Here is a 16325-nt window from a genome sequence, read left to right on the forward strand (position 1 = left end):
GAGCCGTGTGAATTACGCGGTCCGCCGGACCGTCTTGCCGCTCTCCAGCCGCACCACCAGCAGTCCGAGCATGGCGGAGCACCCAGCCGCCGCGGCGAGCGCCACGCTGGCGGCGCGCCAGTCGCCGCCCGCCGCCGAGACCAGCGCCGCGACCACCGGCGGGCCGACGAACTGGCCTAGGTTGGAGCCCTGCACCACCATGCCGCTGGCCGACCCGACGTGCCTGGGCGACGGCGCGTGCGCCGCGGCCCCCGAGAAGGACGCCGCCGGCAGCAGGCCACCGGCGAAGGAGAACAGCAGGCACAGCGCGAAGCGGAACCCGTCCGGCCCGACTCCCGCCAGGGCCAGCGGCGCGCTGACGGCCATCACCGCGCTGGCGCCCGTCAACAGCCAACCGCGTGGCATCGCACGCTGCATCAGCCAGCCGCCGAGGATGTTGCCGGGCACGTTGGCGGCCACCACCGCCGCGGTCAGCAGCGTCGCCGTGGCGCCGCTCAAGCCCTTGTCCTGGATCAGGAAGCTCGGCAGCCAGACCATCAGCGAAATCCACTGGAACGTGTAGCCGGCGAACCCCAGTGCCAAGCCCCACAGGCCGGGACGGCGTGCCGTCTCTGCGATCAGGCGCAGCGGGTGCTGGGTGCTGCGGGACGGCATCTCCAACGTGCGCGTGGTCAGCGCCAGCGCCACGGTCGCCAGCAGCAGCACGGCCAGCAGCCCCAGCCACAGCCCGCGCCAGCCGATCTGCGGCAGCACGCCCGCGGCGATCACCATGGCGGCGGCGCTGCCGGCCGGCGTGTAGACCGTCCACAGGCCCAGCGCGAAATTGCGGTCTTCAGGCGCGCTGGCCGCGAGGATCAGGGCGGGGGCGGACACCGAGACGGTGATGAAGCCGATGCCCTCCAGCACGCGCGCCACCAGCAGGATCGTGCCGCTGCCGGCCGCCGCGCCCAGCACCCCGCCGAGCACCAGCGCGGCCACGCCCAGAAAGACGCCGCGGCGCTGCCCGACAATGTCGGCCATCAGGCCCAGCGCCACGCCGGCCACGGCGCCCAGCGTGGCGAACACCGACATCACCCAGCCGCCCTCGACCAGCGACAGGCCCAGCTCGCTGCGGAACAGCGGCATGGCCGCGGGGACCTTGCCGACGCTCATGGCCGCGGCGATGCCGATGCCGACGACGCTCGCCACCGCGCCCCACGCCGTGCGGGGCGTCATTGGTGCGTGTTCGCGGCGTGGCCGGTGGTCGCCAGCCCGGCGGCGTCCTGGATGGAGGACGCCAGCGCGCGGGCGATGCAGTCGTACCCGAAGTCGTTCTGGTGGATGCCGTCCGGCCCGACCAGATCGGACATGGACGCCTGCTGCGTCTGCACCCACTGGCGCATCACCGCGAAGCGGCGGAACAGGCCGACCCCCTCGTCGGCGGCGATGCGGGCGATGCGCGCCTGCATGTCGCCGTGGCCGGGCCGTTCCAGCATCGCCGGGGCGTATTGCAGATCCATCAGCACCACGTCGAGCCCGGCGGCCTTCAGCCGCTTCACCCCGTCGCGGATCACTGCCTCGGCCTCGGCCGGGTCCTTGTCGCGCAGCACGGAGTTGGCGCCGACCTGCCAGATGACGAGGTCCGGCGTCTGGTCCAGCACGTCGTGCTGGAAGCGCCGGAGCATGTCCGGCCCGACCTCGCCGTTGACGCCCTTGTTGAACACCAGGAACGGCAGGCCGGGGAAGCGCTGGTGCAAATAATGGGACAAGCGTGCGGGATAGCTGTGGTCCGCGTCGCTGGCCCCGGCCCCGGCGGTGGAGGAGGAGCCGATGGCGACGATGCGCAACGGCTCCCCGGCCTCCAGATGCGCGGCGACGCGCGGCAAAGGAGCGGCCAGCGTGCCGACCTGGGCTCCGGGCACCGCGCAGGCGGCGGGCGGGCGGGCGGTGGGGGCGGAGACGGCCGGCGGCGCCATGAGCACGGCGGCGGTCAGCAGGACGGCGAACCGCCACCTCATTGGCCGGCCTCCGCGGCGCGGTCGATCATGGTGGCGATCGTCTCCGCCAGCAGGCGGCCGATGCAGCCGTGCACGAAGGCGAAGGCCCTCAGCTTGTCGTCCTTGGAGTCCGATCCGATGGTCACGCGACCTTCCTCGATCCAGTGGCGCATCATCTCGTAGCGCGGAAAATGGAACACGTCATTGTTCTGTGTCACCCACTCGACATATTCGACATAGGGCTGGAAGTTGATCAGCTGGCTCGTCTGCGGACTGTACTGCATGTCCATCACGACGATGTCGGCGCCCCGTGCGTGCGTTTGCGCGATGCCAGTCACCAGCGCCTCGCCGAAGCTGTCCGGCCCGACGTTGCGCATGGCGTCCGTGGTGCCGACCTGCCAGACCACCAGCGCCGGCTGCTGCTCCGCCACCGCGGAATCCATGGCCGGCAGCATGTCGTGCGCCGTGGTGCCGGGCAGGTTGCGCACCGTCACGCTCACGCGGCGGCCGGGCAGCCGGGCCGACAGATCCTTCTCCAGTACGGTTGGATAGCTTGCCTCGGCGCGGCCGGCGGCGGGCTTCGCCGTGTTGACCACCAGAATGGGGAGGCTGCCGCCCTGTTGCACCCTGTCGCGGACGCGGGTCAGATGTGCATCCACCGTAAGGATGCTCTCCGGCACCGCGCAGGGGTCGGGCTTGGCCTCGTCGGCATAGGCTGGGGTCCCCAGGGCAAGGACCAGCAGGGCCGTGGCGAGCAGCGGCTTCATGCGCCGGAGTCCTTGAGCGCCGGTGCCGCCGTACGGGGTGGGCGGCCGGCCGACTGGTACCAGGTGAGCACGCGGGCTGTCAGTATCATGGCGGCAATACCGATAATTGTGACAGCAAACTGCACAAAAAGCGAGCCGTTCACCTGCACGAGGATGGTCTGGCCGGCGAAGGACAGGAAGATGCCCAGGCAGAACACCTGGAGCGACTGCCGGCCGCAGACGATGATCGGCGCCAGCGCCGGCCAGCGCAGCCACGCGCTGTCCGGCCGCGCGACCTGAAGCACGACGTAGGTCAGCGCGAAGAAATGCACCAGCCGCAGCGGGTCGAGGTCGGTCTTGCTGATCGGGTACAGCACCTCGGCCAGCCGCGTCGGCATGAGGGCGCCCAGCGAGGCGAACTGCCAGGACAGCGCCACCAGCAGCGCCGCCGTCAGGTACGCCACCGCCGGCAGCAGCACCGGCAGCCGTGGCTGGGTCAGCGCCGTGGAGACCTGGGGGAAGCGCTGCATGGTCGCACCCAGCACGAACAGGAATTGCCAGGCGAAGGGGTTGAAGAACCACTCGCCGCCCTCCGGGTAGGTGGGCAGGTTCCAGGCGAAGTGGCGCGTCGACGCGTACAGCACCGCCGACGCGCCCAGCAGCACCAGCGGCCAGCGTACGAGCAGCGGCAGCAGGATCGGAATCGCCAGCAGCAGCACGATGTACAGCGGCAGGATGTCGAGGTTGGCCGGGCGGAACTTGAGCAGCAGCGCCTGCGTCAGCGCCAGCGCCGGGTCGCCGAAGAAGCTGGCGATGCCCAGCTCCTCCGTGAACAGCGGGTTGTCGAAGACGCGCGCGGTGTACGCCACCTGCGCGGTGAAGGCGATGAACAGGAAGATGTACGCCACGTACAGCGTCCAGCAGCGGTGCAGCACCTTGGCCGCCGCCAGCCCCCAGCCGTCCCGCACGTACACCCTGGCGTACACCAGCGAGGAGGTGTAGCCGGAGATGAAGACGAACACCTCGGTGGCGTCGCTCAGGCCGTAGTTGCGCGGGGTAATCCAGGCGATCTGGTTGGCCGGGATGTGGTCGATGAAGATGAACCACAGCGCCAACCCCCGGAAGAAATCCAGCCGGAGGTCGCGGCTGCCACCCCGAACGCTTTTCACCTGTGCCGACGTGTCGTCCATCCGTTGATCATCTGCGCCGGCAGCCGGCGTACCCTGTTCAGCGTGTTTGCACGCCAGACAGGGTTCCGCTTCCGTGGACGGCCGTCAAATCATTTCAGGGCGCAGACTCTTACGTTGTGAAGCGCCGAAAGAACCCGCCCGCCAGCCAGCCCAGCACCGACCAGAAGATGGCGCTGACCACGATGGACTTGGCGACGAAGGCCCCGACCAGTTCCGCCGGGGCGGCGGCCCCGCCGACCTCCGGGTGCGGCGCTCCAACGGCATGCGGCAGGATCAGCAGCGCCAACCCCACCGGCAGCCGCCACCATCCCTTGCCGAACGCCAGCACCGCCAAGCCACCGGCCGCCCCCAGCGCCGCGAAGGCCCACCAGGCCTGACGCGACGCCAGATCGGCGGCGATGGTGCCGGGCAGTTCCGGCGGCAGCCCGAGAGCCGGCGACAGCGTGAACGCGGCGAACCCGCCGAGCCCCCACAGCAGCCCCTCGCGGGCCTCCACCCGCCGGCCGGACAGCGCGAAGGCGCCGATCACCAGCAGCGCGAAGCCCACCCCGGTGATGAGGTTGGCGACCGCCGTCATGGCGGCGCGGGTGACAATATCCTCGGCCTCGGGTTCGGCCGGAAGCGGTGCGGCGTGGTCATGACCGGTGTGGTCATGCACGCCGCCCCCCGTCTCGAACACTTCGGCCTGGAGGATCAGCGGCGTTGTGGTGACGGCCTGCAAGACGGAAACGAGGACGCCAGCCAGCAGCCCCGCGGCGAGCGCCGCGGAGAGGATCCGCCGGATCATGATTCAGACGCTCAGTGGCAGGGGAACGAGAACGCGTGCCGGGCGTCGTGCGCGGCGTCGTGCAGCGCCTGCGCGTTGGCGAAGCCGGCGCCGTACACCAGGAAGGTGCCGAGCAGCATCGCCACCAGGGCGGCGACCAGGGTGTCCGAGCGCGACAGGCTGCGGCCGGACGAAGCGAGAGTCGTGTTGGTCATCGATGATGTCTCCAGTATGCCGTCACACCCGACGGCGTGGATTGAGCCTCGATGGCAGGTTTCCTGGCTCGCGGGTCATGGCCGTGTGGCCGATGCCTTCCCGGTCGCGCATCGCGCGTCCGGTGGCGTTTCGGCCGGCTCACCGCTTACAGTTGCGGGGGCAGCCACGGGTCTGGTCCCCGATTGGGTCGACCGCACCGTGTTCCCTATTATCCCAGGCTTGGCTTGGCCGTGCCGGGCACCATCGCCGCGCAGTGTGGCGGCGGGCCACGGCCTTGGCAAGTCCCAATAAAGTCCCCCGGAACAAAGTCATTGACGCTGCACGCGGCGGGGGCCTAAGTCTGCGCCTCAGCGGCATGGTTCCTTCCATTCCCTGTGGAATGGCGGGTGAAAAGGGAACGCGGAAACGGCGGGAAACCGCCCATGCCGCGGCTGCCCCCGCAACTGTGTGTGGCGAGCAGCGGACAAGAAGCGAAGCCACTGGCCGGAGTTCATCCCGGCCGGGAAGGCGAGATCCCGCGGCGCAGACCCACGAGCCAGGAGACCTGCCCGGCCGCGACCGTCAACGAAGCTCCGGGCGGGGTGCACCGGTGGCCGAGGCGTTCCTGCAAAGGCTCGTTCCTCAGCTCCCATCCCCCGGCCCAGGACTTCCGGCCAGAAGGGAAGCTCGGGATGGGCGACAAGCTCGGCGTCATGATCTGCGGCCACGGCAGCCGCGACGCGCAGGCGGTGGCGGAATTCGCCGCGGTGGCGCACACGCTGGCTCACCAGCTCCCCTATGAGCATGTCGAGCACGGCTATCTGGAGTTCGCCCGCCCGGTCCTGCGCGAAGGGCTGGACAAGCTGGTGGCCGCCGGCTGCACGCGCATCCTTGCGGTGCCGGCCATGCTGTTCGCCGCCGGGCACGCCAAGAACGACATCCCCTCGGTGCTCAACGCCTACGCCGCCGAGCATCCGGGGCTGACCATCGACTATGGCCGCGAACTGGCCATCGACTTGAAGATGCTGCGCGCCGCCGGCGACCGCGTCGCCGAGGCGGTCAAGGCCGCCGGCGACCACATCGCCCGGCACGACACGTTGCTGGTGGTGGTCGGGCGCGGCTCGTCCGACCCCGACGCCAATTCCAACGTCGCCAAGGTCACCCGCATGCTGTGGGAGGGGATGGGCTTCGGCTGGGCCGAGACCGCCTATTCCGGCGTCACCTTCCCGCTGGTCGAGCCGGGGCTGGAGCACGTGGCGCGCCTGGGCTACAAGCGCGTCATCGTCTTCCCGTACTTCCTGTTCACCGGCATCCTGGTGCGGCGCATCTACGACGCGACGGATGTGGTGGCCGCCCGCCACCCGGAGATCGAGTTCGTCAAGGCGCCCTACCTCAACGACCACCCCATGGTGCTGGAGACGATGCGGGACCGCGTGAGCGAGATCCTGGACGGCACCGGCAACATGAATTGCCAGATGTGCAAGTACCGGGAACGCTTCCTGGGCTTCGAGGACGAGGTCGGCCTGCGCCAGGAAAGCCACCACCACCACGTGGAAGGCATCGGCGTCGGCCCCGCGGCGGATGACGATCACCACCACCATGACCATGACGGCCATCACCATCACCATCATCATCATGGTCATGACCACGACCACCACCACCACGATCATGACCATCCCCACGATCATGATCACGGTCATGGGCACGATCACGGGCACCCCCACGCGCACGACCACGGCCACCACCCCTATCCGCACGCCGACCATCCCCTGGGGCCGCGCAGCCTGACCCGGTCGGGCGCCGATGGCGACTGACCCCCAGGCGCTGGACTACCTGCGCGACCCGAACGCCATCTACCGCCAGTCCTTCGCCACCATCCGGGCGGAGGCCGACCTGTCGCGCTTCACCCCCGATGTGGCCGAACTGGCGATCCGCCTGATCCACACCTGCGGCATGGTCGATCTGCTGGACGACCTCGCGTGCTCCGCCGACGTGGTGGCGAGCGGCCGGGCCGCGCTCCAGGCCGGGGCGCCGATCCTGGTGGACGCGCAGATGGTCGGCGCCGGCATCACCGCGCGCTACCTGCCCAGGAAGAACCGCGTGCTCTGCCACCTGCACGACGCCGCGGTGCCGGGGCTGGCGCAGGCCATCGGCACGACGCGCTCGGCCGCCGCGGTGGACCGCTGGCTGCCCGAACTGGACGGTGCCGTCGTCGCCATCGGCAACGCGCCGACCGCGCTGTTCCGCCTGTTGGAACTGATCGACGCCGGTGCCCCCCGCCCGGCGGCGGTGCTGGCCTTTCCGGTGGGCTTCGTCGGAGCCGCGGAGTCCAAGGCGGAGCTGGCCGGCAACCCGCGCGGCCTGCCCTTCGTCACCGTGCGCGGCCGGCGCGGCGGCAGCGCTCTCGCGGCGGCGGCGGTCAACGCGCTGGCGACGGGGCTCGGCACATGAGCGCGGCCTGGCTGACCATCGTCGGCATCGGCGAGGACGGGGTCGCCGGCCTGTCCGAAGCGGCGCTGCGCGCCATCACCGCCGCCGAGGTTCTGGTCGGCGGCGAGCGCCACCTCGCCATGATCCCCGACCACGAGGCCGAGCGCCTCGTCTGGCCGTCGCCCTTCGACGCGCTGATCGAAAAGCTGGAGCGCCGCCGGAACGCCCGCGTCTGCGTGCTGGCGAGCGGCGACCCGCTGCTGTACGGCGTCGGCACCACGCTGCTAAAGCATTTCCCGATCACCGAAACCACGATCATCCCGGCCCCCAGCGCCTTCGCGCTGGCCTGCGCCCGCTTGGGCTGGGCGCGGGCGGAGGTCGAGTGCCTGACCCTGCACGGCCGCCCGGTCGAGCTGCTGCACCCGGCGGTGCAGCCCGGCGCCCGCGTCCTGGCGCTGAGCGCCGACGCCGGCACGCCGGCCAAGGCGGCTGCGCTGCTGCGCGGGCGCGGCTACGGCCCGAGCCGCCTCACCGTGCTGGAGCGCATGGGCCACGCCTTCCAGGAGAAGCGCGTCGAAGGCACCGCCGCGGACTGGACCGACCAGCCGCACGCCGACCTCAACACGCTCGCCGTCGAGTGCGTCGCCGAGCCGGGCACGCCCCTGCTGCCGCGCATCCCCGGCCTGCCGGACGAGGTGTTCCGCCACGACGGCCAGCTCACCAAGCGCGAGGTGCGCGCCGTCACGCTGGCGGCGCTGGCCCCCGTGCCGGGGCAAATCCTGTGGGACGTCGGCGCCGGCTGCGGCTCCATCGCCATAGAATGGATGCGCGCCGCCCCGCGCGCCCGCGCCATCGCCATCGAGCACCGCGCCGACCGTCTGGCGCTGATCGCCGAAAACGCCGCGGCGCTGGGCGTGCCGGGCCTGAGCATCATCGCCGGCAAAGCCCCCGACGCGCTGAACACCCTGCCCAAGCCCGACGCCGTGTTCGTCGGCGGCGGGATCACCATCCCCGGCGTGGTCGAGGCGTGCTGGGAGGCGCTGCCCCCCGGCGGCCGTTTCGTCGCCAACGCCGTGACGCTGGAGGGCGAACAGGCGCTGTTCGGCCTGTACGCCCGGCTCGGCGGCAGCCTGACGCAGATCTCGGTGAGCCGCGCGGCGAACCTCGGCGGCTTCTCCGGCTGGCAGCCGTTCCGGCCGGTGACGCAGCTCGCGGTGGTCAAGCCATGACCGGCACGCTGTACGGTTTGGGCGTCGGCCCCGGCGACCCGGAACTGGTGACGCTGAAGGCGTTGCGCATCCTGCGCGCGGCCCCGGTGATCGCCTATCTCGCCGCCAACGAGGACGAGAGCTTCGCCCGCTCCATCGTGGCGTCGCACCTGCCCGGCGGGCAGATTGAGATCCCCATCCGCATCGCCATGAGCGCCGACCCCACCGGCGGCCAAGCCGTCTACGACCGCGCCGCCGAGGAATTGGCCGAGCACCTCGCATCCGGCCGCGACGTGGCGGTGCCGTGCGAGGGCGACCCGTTCTTCTACGGCTCGTTCCAATACCTGTTCACGCGCTTGGCCGAGCGCTTCCCGGTGCAGGTGGTGCCGGGCGTCAGTTCGCTGACCGCCACGGCCGCCGCGGTGCCGGTCCCGCTGGTGTCGCGCAACGACGTGCTGACGGTTCTGCCCGCGCCCCTGGAGGCGTCCGTCCTACGCGCGCGTCTGGCCTCCACCGACGCCGCCGTGGTGATGAAGCTCGGCCGCCATTTCGCCAAGGTCCGCGCCGTTCTCGATGAGCTGGACCTGACGCAGCGTGCCCTGTACGTCGAGCGTGCCGGCCTGCCCGACCAGCGCGTGCTGCCGCTGGCCGCGGTCGAGCCGCCGGTTCCCTATTTCTCCATGATCCTGGTCCCGCGATGAAATCCGTGGTCTTCGTCGTCCTTTCGCCGCTTGGGCTCGCCACCGCGCGCAGCGCCGCCGCGGTCCTGCCCGGCGCCCAGGTGCACGGCCTCTCGTCGCGCGTCCAGGGCGCCGACGCCACCTTCACCGACACGCTGGAGCATGTGCGCGGCCTGTTCGCTGCCGGAACGCCCATCGTCGGCGTCTGCGCCGCCGGCATCCTCGTGCGGGCGCTGGCCCCGCTGCTGGCCGACAAGCACGCCGAACCGCCGGTGCTGGCGCTGGCCGAGGACGGCGAGGCGGTGGTGCCGCTGCTCGGCGGCCATCACGGCGCCAACGCGCTGGCCCGCCGCATCGCCGAGGCGTTCGGCGTGGTGGCGGCGGTGACCACCTCCGGCGACCGCGCCTTTGGCGTGGCGCTGGACGAGCCGCCCGAGGGCTGGCACCTCGCCAACCCGCAGGACGCCAAGCCCTTCATGGCGGAATTGCTGTCCGGCGCATCGTGCCGCCTGGACGGCGCCGCGCCGTGGCTGTCCGAGACAAAGCTGCCCTTCGCCGCCGACGCCCAGCACACCCTGCGCGTCACCGAGCGTGCCGACGCGGGCGACGCGCGAACGCTGGTCTACCACCCGCCGGTGCTGGCCGTCGGCGTCGGCTGCGAGCGCGGCGCCGACCCGGCCGAGGTGATCGCCCTGGTCCGCGCCACGCTGGCCGACGCTGGCCTGTCGGAAGGTGCGGTGGCGCTGGTGACCTCGCTGGACCTCAAGTCCGACGAGCCGGCGGTGCACGCCGCGGCGCGGGAAATCGGCGTCCCGGCGCGCTTCTTCGACGCCGCCCGGCTGGAGAAGGAGGCGCCGCGCCTCGCCACCCCGTCCGACATCGTGTTCCAGGAAGTCGGCTGCCACGGCGTCGCCGAGGGCGCGGCCTTGGCCGCCGCCGGCCCGGACGCCACGTTGATCGTGCCGAAGCGCCGCTCGGCGCGCGCCACCTGCGCCGTTGCCCTGGCGCACGCTTCCATCGACCCGGCGAACGCCGGGCGCGCCCGTGGCCGGGTGTCCATCGTCGGCATCGGTCCCGGCGCGCCGGACTGGCGCACGCCCGAGGCCGAGCGCTGGCTCGCCGAGGCCACCGATCTCGTCGGCTATCACCTGTACCTCGACCTGCTCGGCCCCGCCGCGGCGGGCAAGCGCCGGCACGGCTATGAACTCGGCGCCGAGACGGAACGCTGCCGCATCGCGCTCAGCCTCGCGGCGCAAGGCCGCAGCGTCGCCCTGGTGTCGAGCGGCGACGCCGGCATCTACGCCATGGCAACCCTGGTGTTCGAACTGATCGACCGCGAGGGCGTCGACGCCTGGACCCGCGTCGAGGTGGCGGTCACGCCCGGCATCTCGGCGTTGCAAGCCGCGGCAGCACGGGCCGGAGCGCCGCTCGGGCACGACTTCTGCACCATCTCGCTGTCCGACCTGCTGACGCCGTGGGAGGTCATCGAGAACCGCATCCGCGCCGCGGCGGCGGGGGATTTCGTGGTCGCCATCTACAACCCGGTCTCACAGCGCCGCACCACCCAGTTGGGTGAACTTCGCCGCGTCTTCCTTGAGCACCGGCCGGCGACGACCCCGGTCATCCTCGCCCGCAACCTCGGCCGCGCCGGGGAGACGATCCGCCTGACGACGCTCGGCGAACTGGACGCCGGTCAGGTGGACATGCTGACGCTGGTGATGATCGGGTCGAGCGAGACGCGCACCGTGCCGCGCGGCGATGGCGGCGCCTGGGTTTACACGCCGCGGGGCTATGCCGCGAAGCGCGAGGGGTAACGAAACGATGACCGTCCATTTCATCGGCGCCGGTCCGGGAGCCGCCGACCTCATCACCGTGCGCGGCCGCGACCTGATCGCCACGTGCCCGGTCTGCCTCTACGCCGGCTCCCTGGTGCCGGAGGAGGTGGTGGGCTATGCGCCGGAGGGCGCCCGCGTTGTGGACACCGCCCCGCTGAACCTCGACGAGATCGTTGCCGAGATGCTGGACGCCCACGACAAGGGCCTGGACGTGGCGCGCGTGCACTCTGGCGACCCGTCGATCTACGGCGCCATCGCCGAGCAGATGCGGCGTCTGGTCGATCTCGGCATCCCCTACGACGTGACGCCCGGCGTGCCGGCCTTCGCCGCCGCCGCCGCGGTGCTGGCGACCGAGCTGACCCTGCCCGAGGTGGCGCAGACCATCATCCTGACGCGCACCGCCATGAAGTCCTCGCCGATGCCGCCGGGCGAGGAACTGGCGTCGCTGGGCGCGTCGCGGGCGACGCTGGCGATCCACCTGTCGGTGCGCAACCTCGACCACGTGGTGTCGGAGCTGTCGCCGCACTACGGCACGGACTGCCCGGTGGCGGTGGTCTACCGCGCGACGTGGCCGGACCAGCAGGTCATCCGCGGCACGCTGTCGGACATCCGTGCCAAGGTCCGCGAGGCCAAGCTGACCCGCACCGCGCTGGTCCTGGTCGGCCGCGTGCTCGACGCGCACGGCTTCCGCGACAGCGCCCTGTACGATCCCCAGCACGTCCACGTCCTCCGCCCGGAGCGGAAATAGAAGGTGCAGGTTGGGCCGCGCTTACGCTTGGCCCAACCGACCGAGCCACGCGACCGCCTCATCCACCGTCCCAACCCGCTCCCCGTCCGGCAGCGCCGGCCGTTCCACGAGCACCACGGGAATCCCCAGACGCCGCGCCGCCACCAGCTTGGTGTCGTCCCCGCCGCTGTTCTTGGCGACCAGCAGGCCAATCCGGTGCTCCATCAGCAGCGCCGCCTCGTCCTCGACCCGGAACGGCCCGCGCGCGGTGACCACCCTGTGCCGCGGCGGTAAAGGTCCGTCCGGCGGCTCGACGCTGCGGATGAGGAACCACGCGTCGGCGCGTTCCGCGAAGGGCGCCAACTCCTGCCGGCCGATGGCAAGGAAAGCGCGCGCCCCCGCCGGCACCGCATCCGCCGCCTTGGTGATGTCCGGCACGCACGTCCAGCAATCGCCCCGCTGCGCTGTCCATTCCGGGCGAACCAGCATCAGCCACGGCGTCGGACGCAGCCGGACCGCTTGCGCCGCGTTGGCGGAGATCCGCACGGCGAACGGGTGCGTCGCATCGACCAGCGCCTCGATGCCCTCCGCCTCCAGATACTCGGCTAAGCCCTGCGCCCCGCCGAAGCCGCCGACGCGCACCCGGCCGGGCAGCGCCGCGGGCGTGCGCGTGCGCCCGGCCAGCGACGTGATGACCTCAAAACCGTTCAAAGCGCGCGCCAGCCCCGCCGCCTCCGTCGTGCCGCCGAGGATCAGAACGCGCACGGCTCAGCCTGCCCGGCCGACGAGGTGACCGGTGCGGTCCACCACCAGCACCTCGACCGCCACCCCCGCCCCGTCGAGCACGTCCAGCGCCGTGCGCCGCGCCGCCTCGGCGACGGCGTCGCCCAGCGGCACCCCCGCGGCGGCATCCAGCACCTGCTTCGCCGTGTTGGCGGTCCGCGCCAGTGCGACCAGACCGGCGTCGGCCCCCAACCCCTCCAGCCGCCCGGCCAGCCAGCCCAGATCCACCTGACTGCGGCCGGAGTGCAAATCCAATTCCCCCTGGCCGAGCTTGACCATCTTGGCGAACCCACCGGCGATGGTCAGCTTCGGCAGCGGGTTGCGCTTCATGTACTTCAGCAGCCCCCCGGCGAAGTCGCCCATGTCGAGCAGCGCCGACTCCTCCAGCCCGTACAGCCGCTTGACCAGCCCTTCCGACGTCGACCCGGTGCAGCCCGCCACGTGCGTCAGCCCCAGTGCCCGCGCCACGTCCACTCCGCGCTGGATCGAGTGGATCCAGGCCGAGCAGGAGAACGGCACCACCACCCCCGTCGTGCCGAGGATCGACAGCCCGCCGACGATGCCCAGCCGCGGGTTCCATGTTTTCTTCGCCAGCGCCTCGCCCCCGGCGACGGCGATCTCCACCACCACGTCGCCGCTCCCGCCGAACGCCGCGGCGACCTCGGCGACCACCGCCCGCATCATCGCGCGCGGCACCGGGTTGATGGCGGGCTCGCCGGGCGGGATCGGCAGGCCGGGCTTGGTCACAATGCCCACGCCCGGCCCCGCCCGGAAGATCACACCGGAGCCCGGCGCTCCGTGGTACACGGTGGAGAGGATCAGCGCGCCGTGCGTCACGTCCGGGTCGTCGCCGGCATCCTTGACGATTCCCGCGGTCGCGGCATCTTCCGTGCGCGTGGCGTGGGCGAGCGCGAAGCTCGGCCGTTCGCCGCGCGGCAGGACGATCCCGACGGGGTCGGGGAAGGCGTGGGCGAGCAGGGCCGTGTACGCGGCCTTGGTGGCGGCGGTGGCGCAGGCCCCGGTCGTCCAGCCGCGGCGCAACGGTCCTTCCGGTTTCTTCATGGTCGGGTTATAGGCTCCGCACGGAGTGTTTGGGAGGGGTGAATGAGCGTCGCTGCAATGCCGGAGCTGAACCTGCCAATGTTCGAGCCCGGCACGGTGTGGCTGGTCGGCGCGGGTCCGGGCGATCCGGGGCTGTTGACGCTGCACGCGCTGAACGCGCTGCGCCAAGCGGACGTGGTCGTCTACGACGCGCTGGTCGGCCCCGGCATCCTCGACATGGTGCGCCCCGACGCCGAGCGCATCTTCGCCGGCAAGCGCGGCGGCAAGCCCTCCCCCAAACAACCGGACATCTCCCGCCGTCTGGTTGAGCTGGCGCAGGGCGGCCGCCGCGTGCTGCGCCTGAAGGGCGGTGACCCATTCGTCTTCGGCCGCGGCGGCGAGGAGGCCCTGGCGCTGGCCGAGGCCGGCGTGCCGTTCCGTGTCATCCCCGGCATCTCCGCGGGCATCGGCGGGCTGGCCTACGCCGGCATCCCGATCACCCACCGCGAGAGCGGGCAGGCGGTGACCTTCGCCACCGGCCACTCCACCACCGGCGAGGTACCGGACGGGCTGGACTGGGCGGCGCTCGCCAAGGGCACGCACGTGCTGGTGCTCTACATGGGCCTGAAGCACATCGGCGCGATCTCCCAGCGCCTGATCGACGGCGGGCGCAGCCCCGACGAGCCGGTCGCCGTGGTCGCCAACGCCACGCTGCCCGAGCAGCGGGTGCTGACCACCACGCTGTCCTGCGCTGCGGAGGACGTGGTGGCCAGCGGCATCGAGCCGCCGGCGATGATCGTCATCGGCCCGGTGGTCGATCTGCACGCGGTGCTCGGGCAGGGGAGGGGCCAGCTGCCGTGGTGACATACCTGTGATGACGCCGGGCCTCGTCATCGCCGCGCCCGGTTCCGGCAGCGGCAAGACGGTGGTGACGCTGGGCCTGCTGCGCGCGCTGCGCCGGGCCGGGGTGGACGTGGCGTCGGCCAAGGTCGGCCCGGACTACATCGACCCGCGCTTCCACGCGGCGGCCAGCGGCCGGCCGTGCCGCAACCTCGACCCCTGGGCGATGCGGCCGGAGACGCTGGCGCGCCTTGCCGCCGTGTCGGCCGGGATGCTGATCGTCGAAGGCGTCATGGGCCTGTTCGACGGGGCGGCGGACGGCACCGGCTCGACCGCGGATCTGGCGGCGCTGGCCGGCTGGCCGGTGGTGCTGGTGCTGGACGTGGCGCGGCAGGGTCCCTCGGCGGCGGCGGTGCTGCACGGTTTCCGCAGCTTCCGCCCGGACGTGACGGTGGCCGGCGTGATCCTCAACCGCGTCGGCAGCGCCTCGCATGAGGCCATCATCCGCACGGCGCTGGCGCCGCTGGGCGTACCGGTGCTGGGCGCGGTGCCGCGCGACGCCGTACTCGACCTGCCGAGCCGTCACCTCGGCCTCGTCCAGGCGGAGGAGCACGCCGACCTCGACGCCTTCCTCAACCGCGCCGCCGCGGTGCTGGGCGGGGCGGTGGACCTGGAGGCGCTCCGCGCCCTGGCGCAACCCGCGCGCTTCGCCACCTCGCCCCAGGGCTTCGCCCTCCCGCCGCTCGGCCGCCGCATCGCGCTGGCGTCGGACGCGGCGTTTGCCTTCGCCTACCCGCACCTGCTGGAGGACTGGCGGGCGCAGGGTGCCGAACTGTACCCCTTCTCGCCGCTCGCCGACGAGGCGCCGGACGCCACCGCGGACGCCGTCTATCTGCCCGGCGGCTATCCCGAACTGCACGCCGGCCGTCTCGCCGGCAACCGCCGCTTCCTGAACGGCCTGCGCGCCGCCGCGCATCGCGAGGCGGCGGTGTACGGCGAGTGCGGCGGCTACATGGTGCTCGGCGAGGCGCTGGAAGACGCCGACGGCGTCACCCACGCCATGGCCGGGCTGCTGCCGGTGGCGACCTCGTTCGCCCGGCGCGCGCTGCACCTCGGCTACCGGCGCGCGGTGACGCTGGCCGACTCCCCGCTGGGGCCGGCCGGCACGCCCCTGCGCGGCCACGAGTTCCACTACGCCCGCACCCTTTCGGCGGGCACCGGCGAACCGCTGTTCCGCGTTGCCGATGCGCGGGGAACCGACCTTGGCGCGCTGGGCAGCCGGCGCGGCCCGGTTTTCGGCTCCTTTGTACATTTGGTGGACCGCGCCGGATGAAACGCCGGTCCCCGCCTGTTCACCGTTAGAAGGAACGGGTGGAGGCGGCGATGAACGGGCGGTTTCTGGCGGCGGCTGGGGTTTCGCTGATGCTCGCCGGGTGCATGGTGGCCGAGGGGTCCTATGGGTACGCCCCGGATTACGGCTATGTGCCGTCGTACGGCTACGGCTCGTCCTACGGGTACCGACCGTCCTACCACTATGGCTACGGTTCGTCGCGGTACGAGGACTATGGCTACGACCGCTCCTGGGAGCGCCGGCACTGGCGGCACGAGAGCGACCGCCGGCCGGACCGCGAGGTGCGGCGCCAGGACCCCGGCGACGGCGGACGCAGGCATGTTCAGGACCAGCCGCGGAAGCATGCTCGGGACCTGCCGCCGCGCTCGCCACCGCAACTCCTGCCGGCACCCGGCCCACAGCTGCAGGATCTGCCGCCTCCGCACTGAGCCGTCCCGTCCGGCGTCTTCTTTGGCAGCCAGCGGTCCAGTATAGTTTCCTGGTCCGATAATCGACGTCCGGGTTTCGTGTTTCCGGCGATGGACCCGGAGTGAATCTCGTGTAGCGCGGGTTCATCG

General features: G+C 71.9%; 17 protein-coding genes and 2 riboswitches. Of the genes, 9 read left to right on the top strand and 8 right to left on the bottom strand.

Annotated elements, in window-relative coordinates:
* Window positions 1-12: 12 nt before the first annotated feature.
* The 6 genes from ACSVDD_RS26195 to ACSVDD_RS26220 form a co-directional block, all read right to left on the bottom strand.
* Entirely contained in the window at window positions 13-1215 is a 1203-nt protein-coding gene (locus ACSVDD_RS26195) for an MFS transporter (protein WP_448192371.1), read from the bottom strand.
* Window positions 1212-1997: an SGNH/GDSL hydrolase family protein gene (locus ACSVDD_RS26200; RefSeq protein ID WP_448192372.1), complete on the bottom strand. Its 786-nt coding sequence runs from the start codon at window positions 1995-1997 to the stop codon at window positions 1212-1214. The genes ACSVDD_RS26195 and ACSVDD_RS26200 overlap by 4 nt, the downstream gene beginning before the upstream one ends.
* Window positions 1994-2743, bottom strand: coding sequence for an SGNH/GDSL hydrolase family protein (locus ACSVDD_RS26205; RefSeq protein ID WP_448192373.1), 750 nt, complete (start codon window positions 2741-2743; stop codon window positions 1994-1996). The genes ACSVDD_RS26200 and ACSVDD_RS26205 overlap by 4 nt, the downstream gene beginning before the upstream one ends.
* A complete protein-coding gene (locus tag ACSVDD_RS26210; protein ID WP_448192374.1) occupies window positions 2740-3912 on the bottom strand; it encodes an OpgC family protein in 1173 nt (390 codons plus the stop codon). Before ACSVDD_RS26210 ends, ACSVDD_RS26205 begins: the two co-directional genes overlap by 4 nt.
* Window positions 3913-4021: 109 nt before the next feature.
* Window positions 4022-4699: a CbtA family protein gene (locus tag ACSVDD_RS26215; protein ID WP_448192375.1), complete on the bottom strand. Its 678-nt coding sequence runs from the start codon at window positions 4697-4699 to the stop codon at window positions 4022-4024.
* 11 nt (window positions 4700-4710) lie between these two features.
* Window positions 4711-4893, bottom strand: coding sequence for a CbtB domain-containing protein (locus tag ACSVDD_RS26220; RefSeq protein ID WP_448192376.1), 183 nt, complete (start codon window positions 4891-4893; stop codon window positions 4711-4713).
* 36 nt (window positions 4894-4929) lie between these two features.
* A riboswitch (cobalamin riboswitch) is annotated at window positions 4930-5154 on the bottom strand.
* Between the two features lie 79 nt (window positions 5155-5233).
* Window positions 5234-5460, top strand: a riboswitch (cobalamin riboswitch).
* Window positions 5461-5565: 105 nt separating this feature from the next.
* Here ACSVDD_RS26220 and ACSVDD_RS26225 point away from each other — a divergent pair.
* From ACSVDD_RS26225 to cobM, 6 genes are read left to right on the top strand one after another with little or no spacing between them, the layout of a single operon-like run.
* The gene (locus ACSVDD_RS26225) at window positions 5566-6687 is read left to right on the top strand and encodes a sirohydrochlorin chelatase (RefSeq protein ID WP_448192377.1); all 1122 of its coding nucleotides are present in this window, start codon (window positions 5566-5568) and stop codon (window positions 6685-6687) included.
* Window positions 6677-7324: a precorrin-8X methylmutase gene (locus ACSVDD_RS26230; RefSeq protein WP_448192378.1), complete on the top strand. Its 648-nt coding sequence runs from the start codon at window positions 6677-6679 to the stop codon at window positions 7322-7324. Before ACSVDD_RS26225 ends, ACSVDD_RS26230 begins: the two co-directional genes overlap by 11 nt.
* A complete protein-coding gene (gene cbiE, locus ACSVDD_RS26235; protein WP_448192379.1) occupies window positions 7321-8532 on the top strand; it encodes a precorrin-6y C5,15-methyltransferase (decarboxylating) subunit CbiE in 1212 nt (403 codons plus the stop codon). Before ACSVDD_RS26230 ends, cbiE begins: the two co-directional genes overlap by 4 nt.
* On the top strand, window positions 8529-9212 hold the full coding sequence (gene cobI / locus ACSVDD_RS26240; protein ID WP_448192380.1) for a precorrin-2 C(20)-methyltransferase: 684 nt from the start codon (window positions 8529-8531) through the stop codon (window positions 9210-9212). The genes cbiE and cobI overlap by 4 nt, the downstream gene beginning before the upstream one ends.
* On the top strand, window positions 9209-11005 hold the full coding sequence (gene cobJ / locus ACSVDD_RS26245; protein ID WP_448192381.1) for a precorrin-3B C(17)-methyltransferase: 1797 nt from the start codon (window positions 9209-9211) through the stop codon (window positions 11003-11005). Before cobI ends, cobJ begins: the two co-directional genes overlap by 4 nt.
* A gap of 7 nt (window positions 11006-11012) precedes the next feature.
* Window positions 11013-11774, top strand: a complete 762-nt coding sequence (cobM, locus tag ACSVDD_RS26250) for a precorrin-4 C(11)-methyltransferase (RefSeq protein WP_448192382.1) — start codon at window positions 11013-11015, stop codon at window positions 11772-11774.
* 21 nt (window positions 11775-11795) lie between these two features.
* On the opposite strand, the gene ACSVDD_RS26255 is transcribed toward cobM, so the two are convergent.
* Together ACSVDD_RS26255 and ACSVDD_RS26260 are read right to left on the bottom strand one after the other, a co-directional pair.
* Entirely contained in the window at window positions 11796-12518 is a 723-nt protein-coding gene (locus ACSVDD_RS26255) for a cobalt-precorrin-6A reductase (RefSeq protein WP_448192383.1), read from the bottom strand.
* A 3-nt stretch (window positions 12519-12521) separates the two neighbouring features.
* Window positions 12522-13598: a cobalt-precorrin-5B (C(1))-methyltransferase gene (locus ACSVDD_RS26260; RefSeq protein WP_448192384.1), complete on the bottom strand. Its 1077-nt coding sequence runs from the start codon at window positions 13596-13598 to the stop codon at window positions 12522-12524.
* A 42-nt stretch (window positions 13599-13640) separates the two neighbouring features.
* Between ACSVDD_RS26260 and cobA the strand changes: the two genes are divergently transcribed.
* From cobA to ACSVDD_RS26275, 3 genes are read left to right on the top strand one after another with little or no spacing between them, the layout of a single operon-like run.
* The gene (cobA, locus tag ACSVDD_RS26265; protein ID WP_448192385.1) at window positions 13641-14441 is read left to right on the top strand and encodes a uroporphyrinogen-III C-methyltransferase; all 801 of its coding nucleotides are present in this window, start codon (window positions 13641-13643) and stop codon (window positions 14439-14441) included.
* A gap of 10 nt (window positions 14442-14451) precedes the next feature.
* Window positions 14452-15750: a cobyrinic acid a,c-diamide synthase CobB gene (locus tag ACSVDD_RS26270; RefSeq protein WP_448192386.1), complete on the top strand. Its 1299-nt coding sequence runs from the start codon at window positions 14452-14454 to the stop codon at window positions 15748-15750.
* A gap of 50 nt (window positions 15751-15800) precedes the next feature.
* Window positions 15801-16196, top strand: coding sequence for a hypothetical protein (locus ACSVDD_RS26275; RefSeq protein WP_448192387.1), 396 nt, complete (start codon window positions 15801-15803; stop codon window positions 16194-16196).
* The last annotated feature ends 129 nt before the right edge of the window (window positions 16197-16325 follow it).

The sequence above is a fragment of the Azospirillum terrae genome (assembly GCF_053470425.1).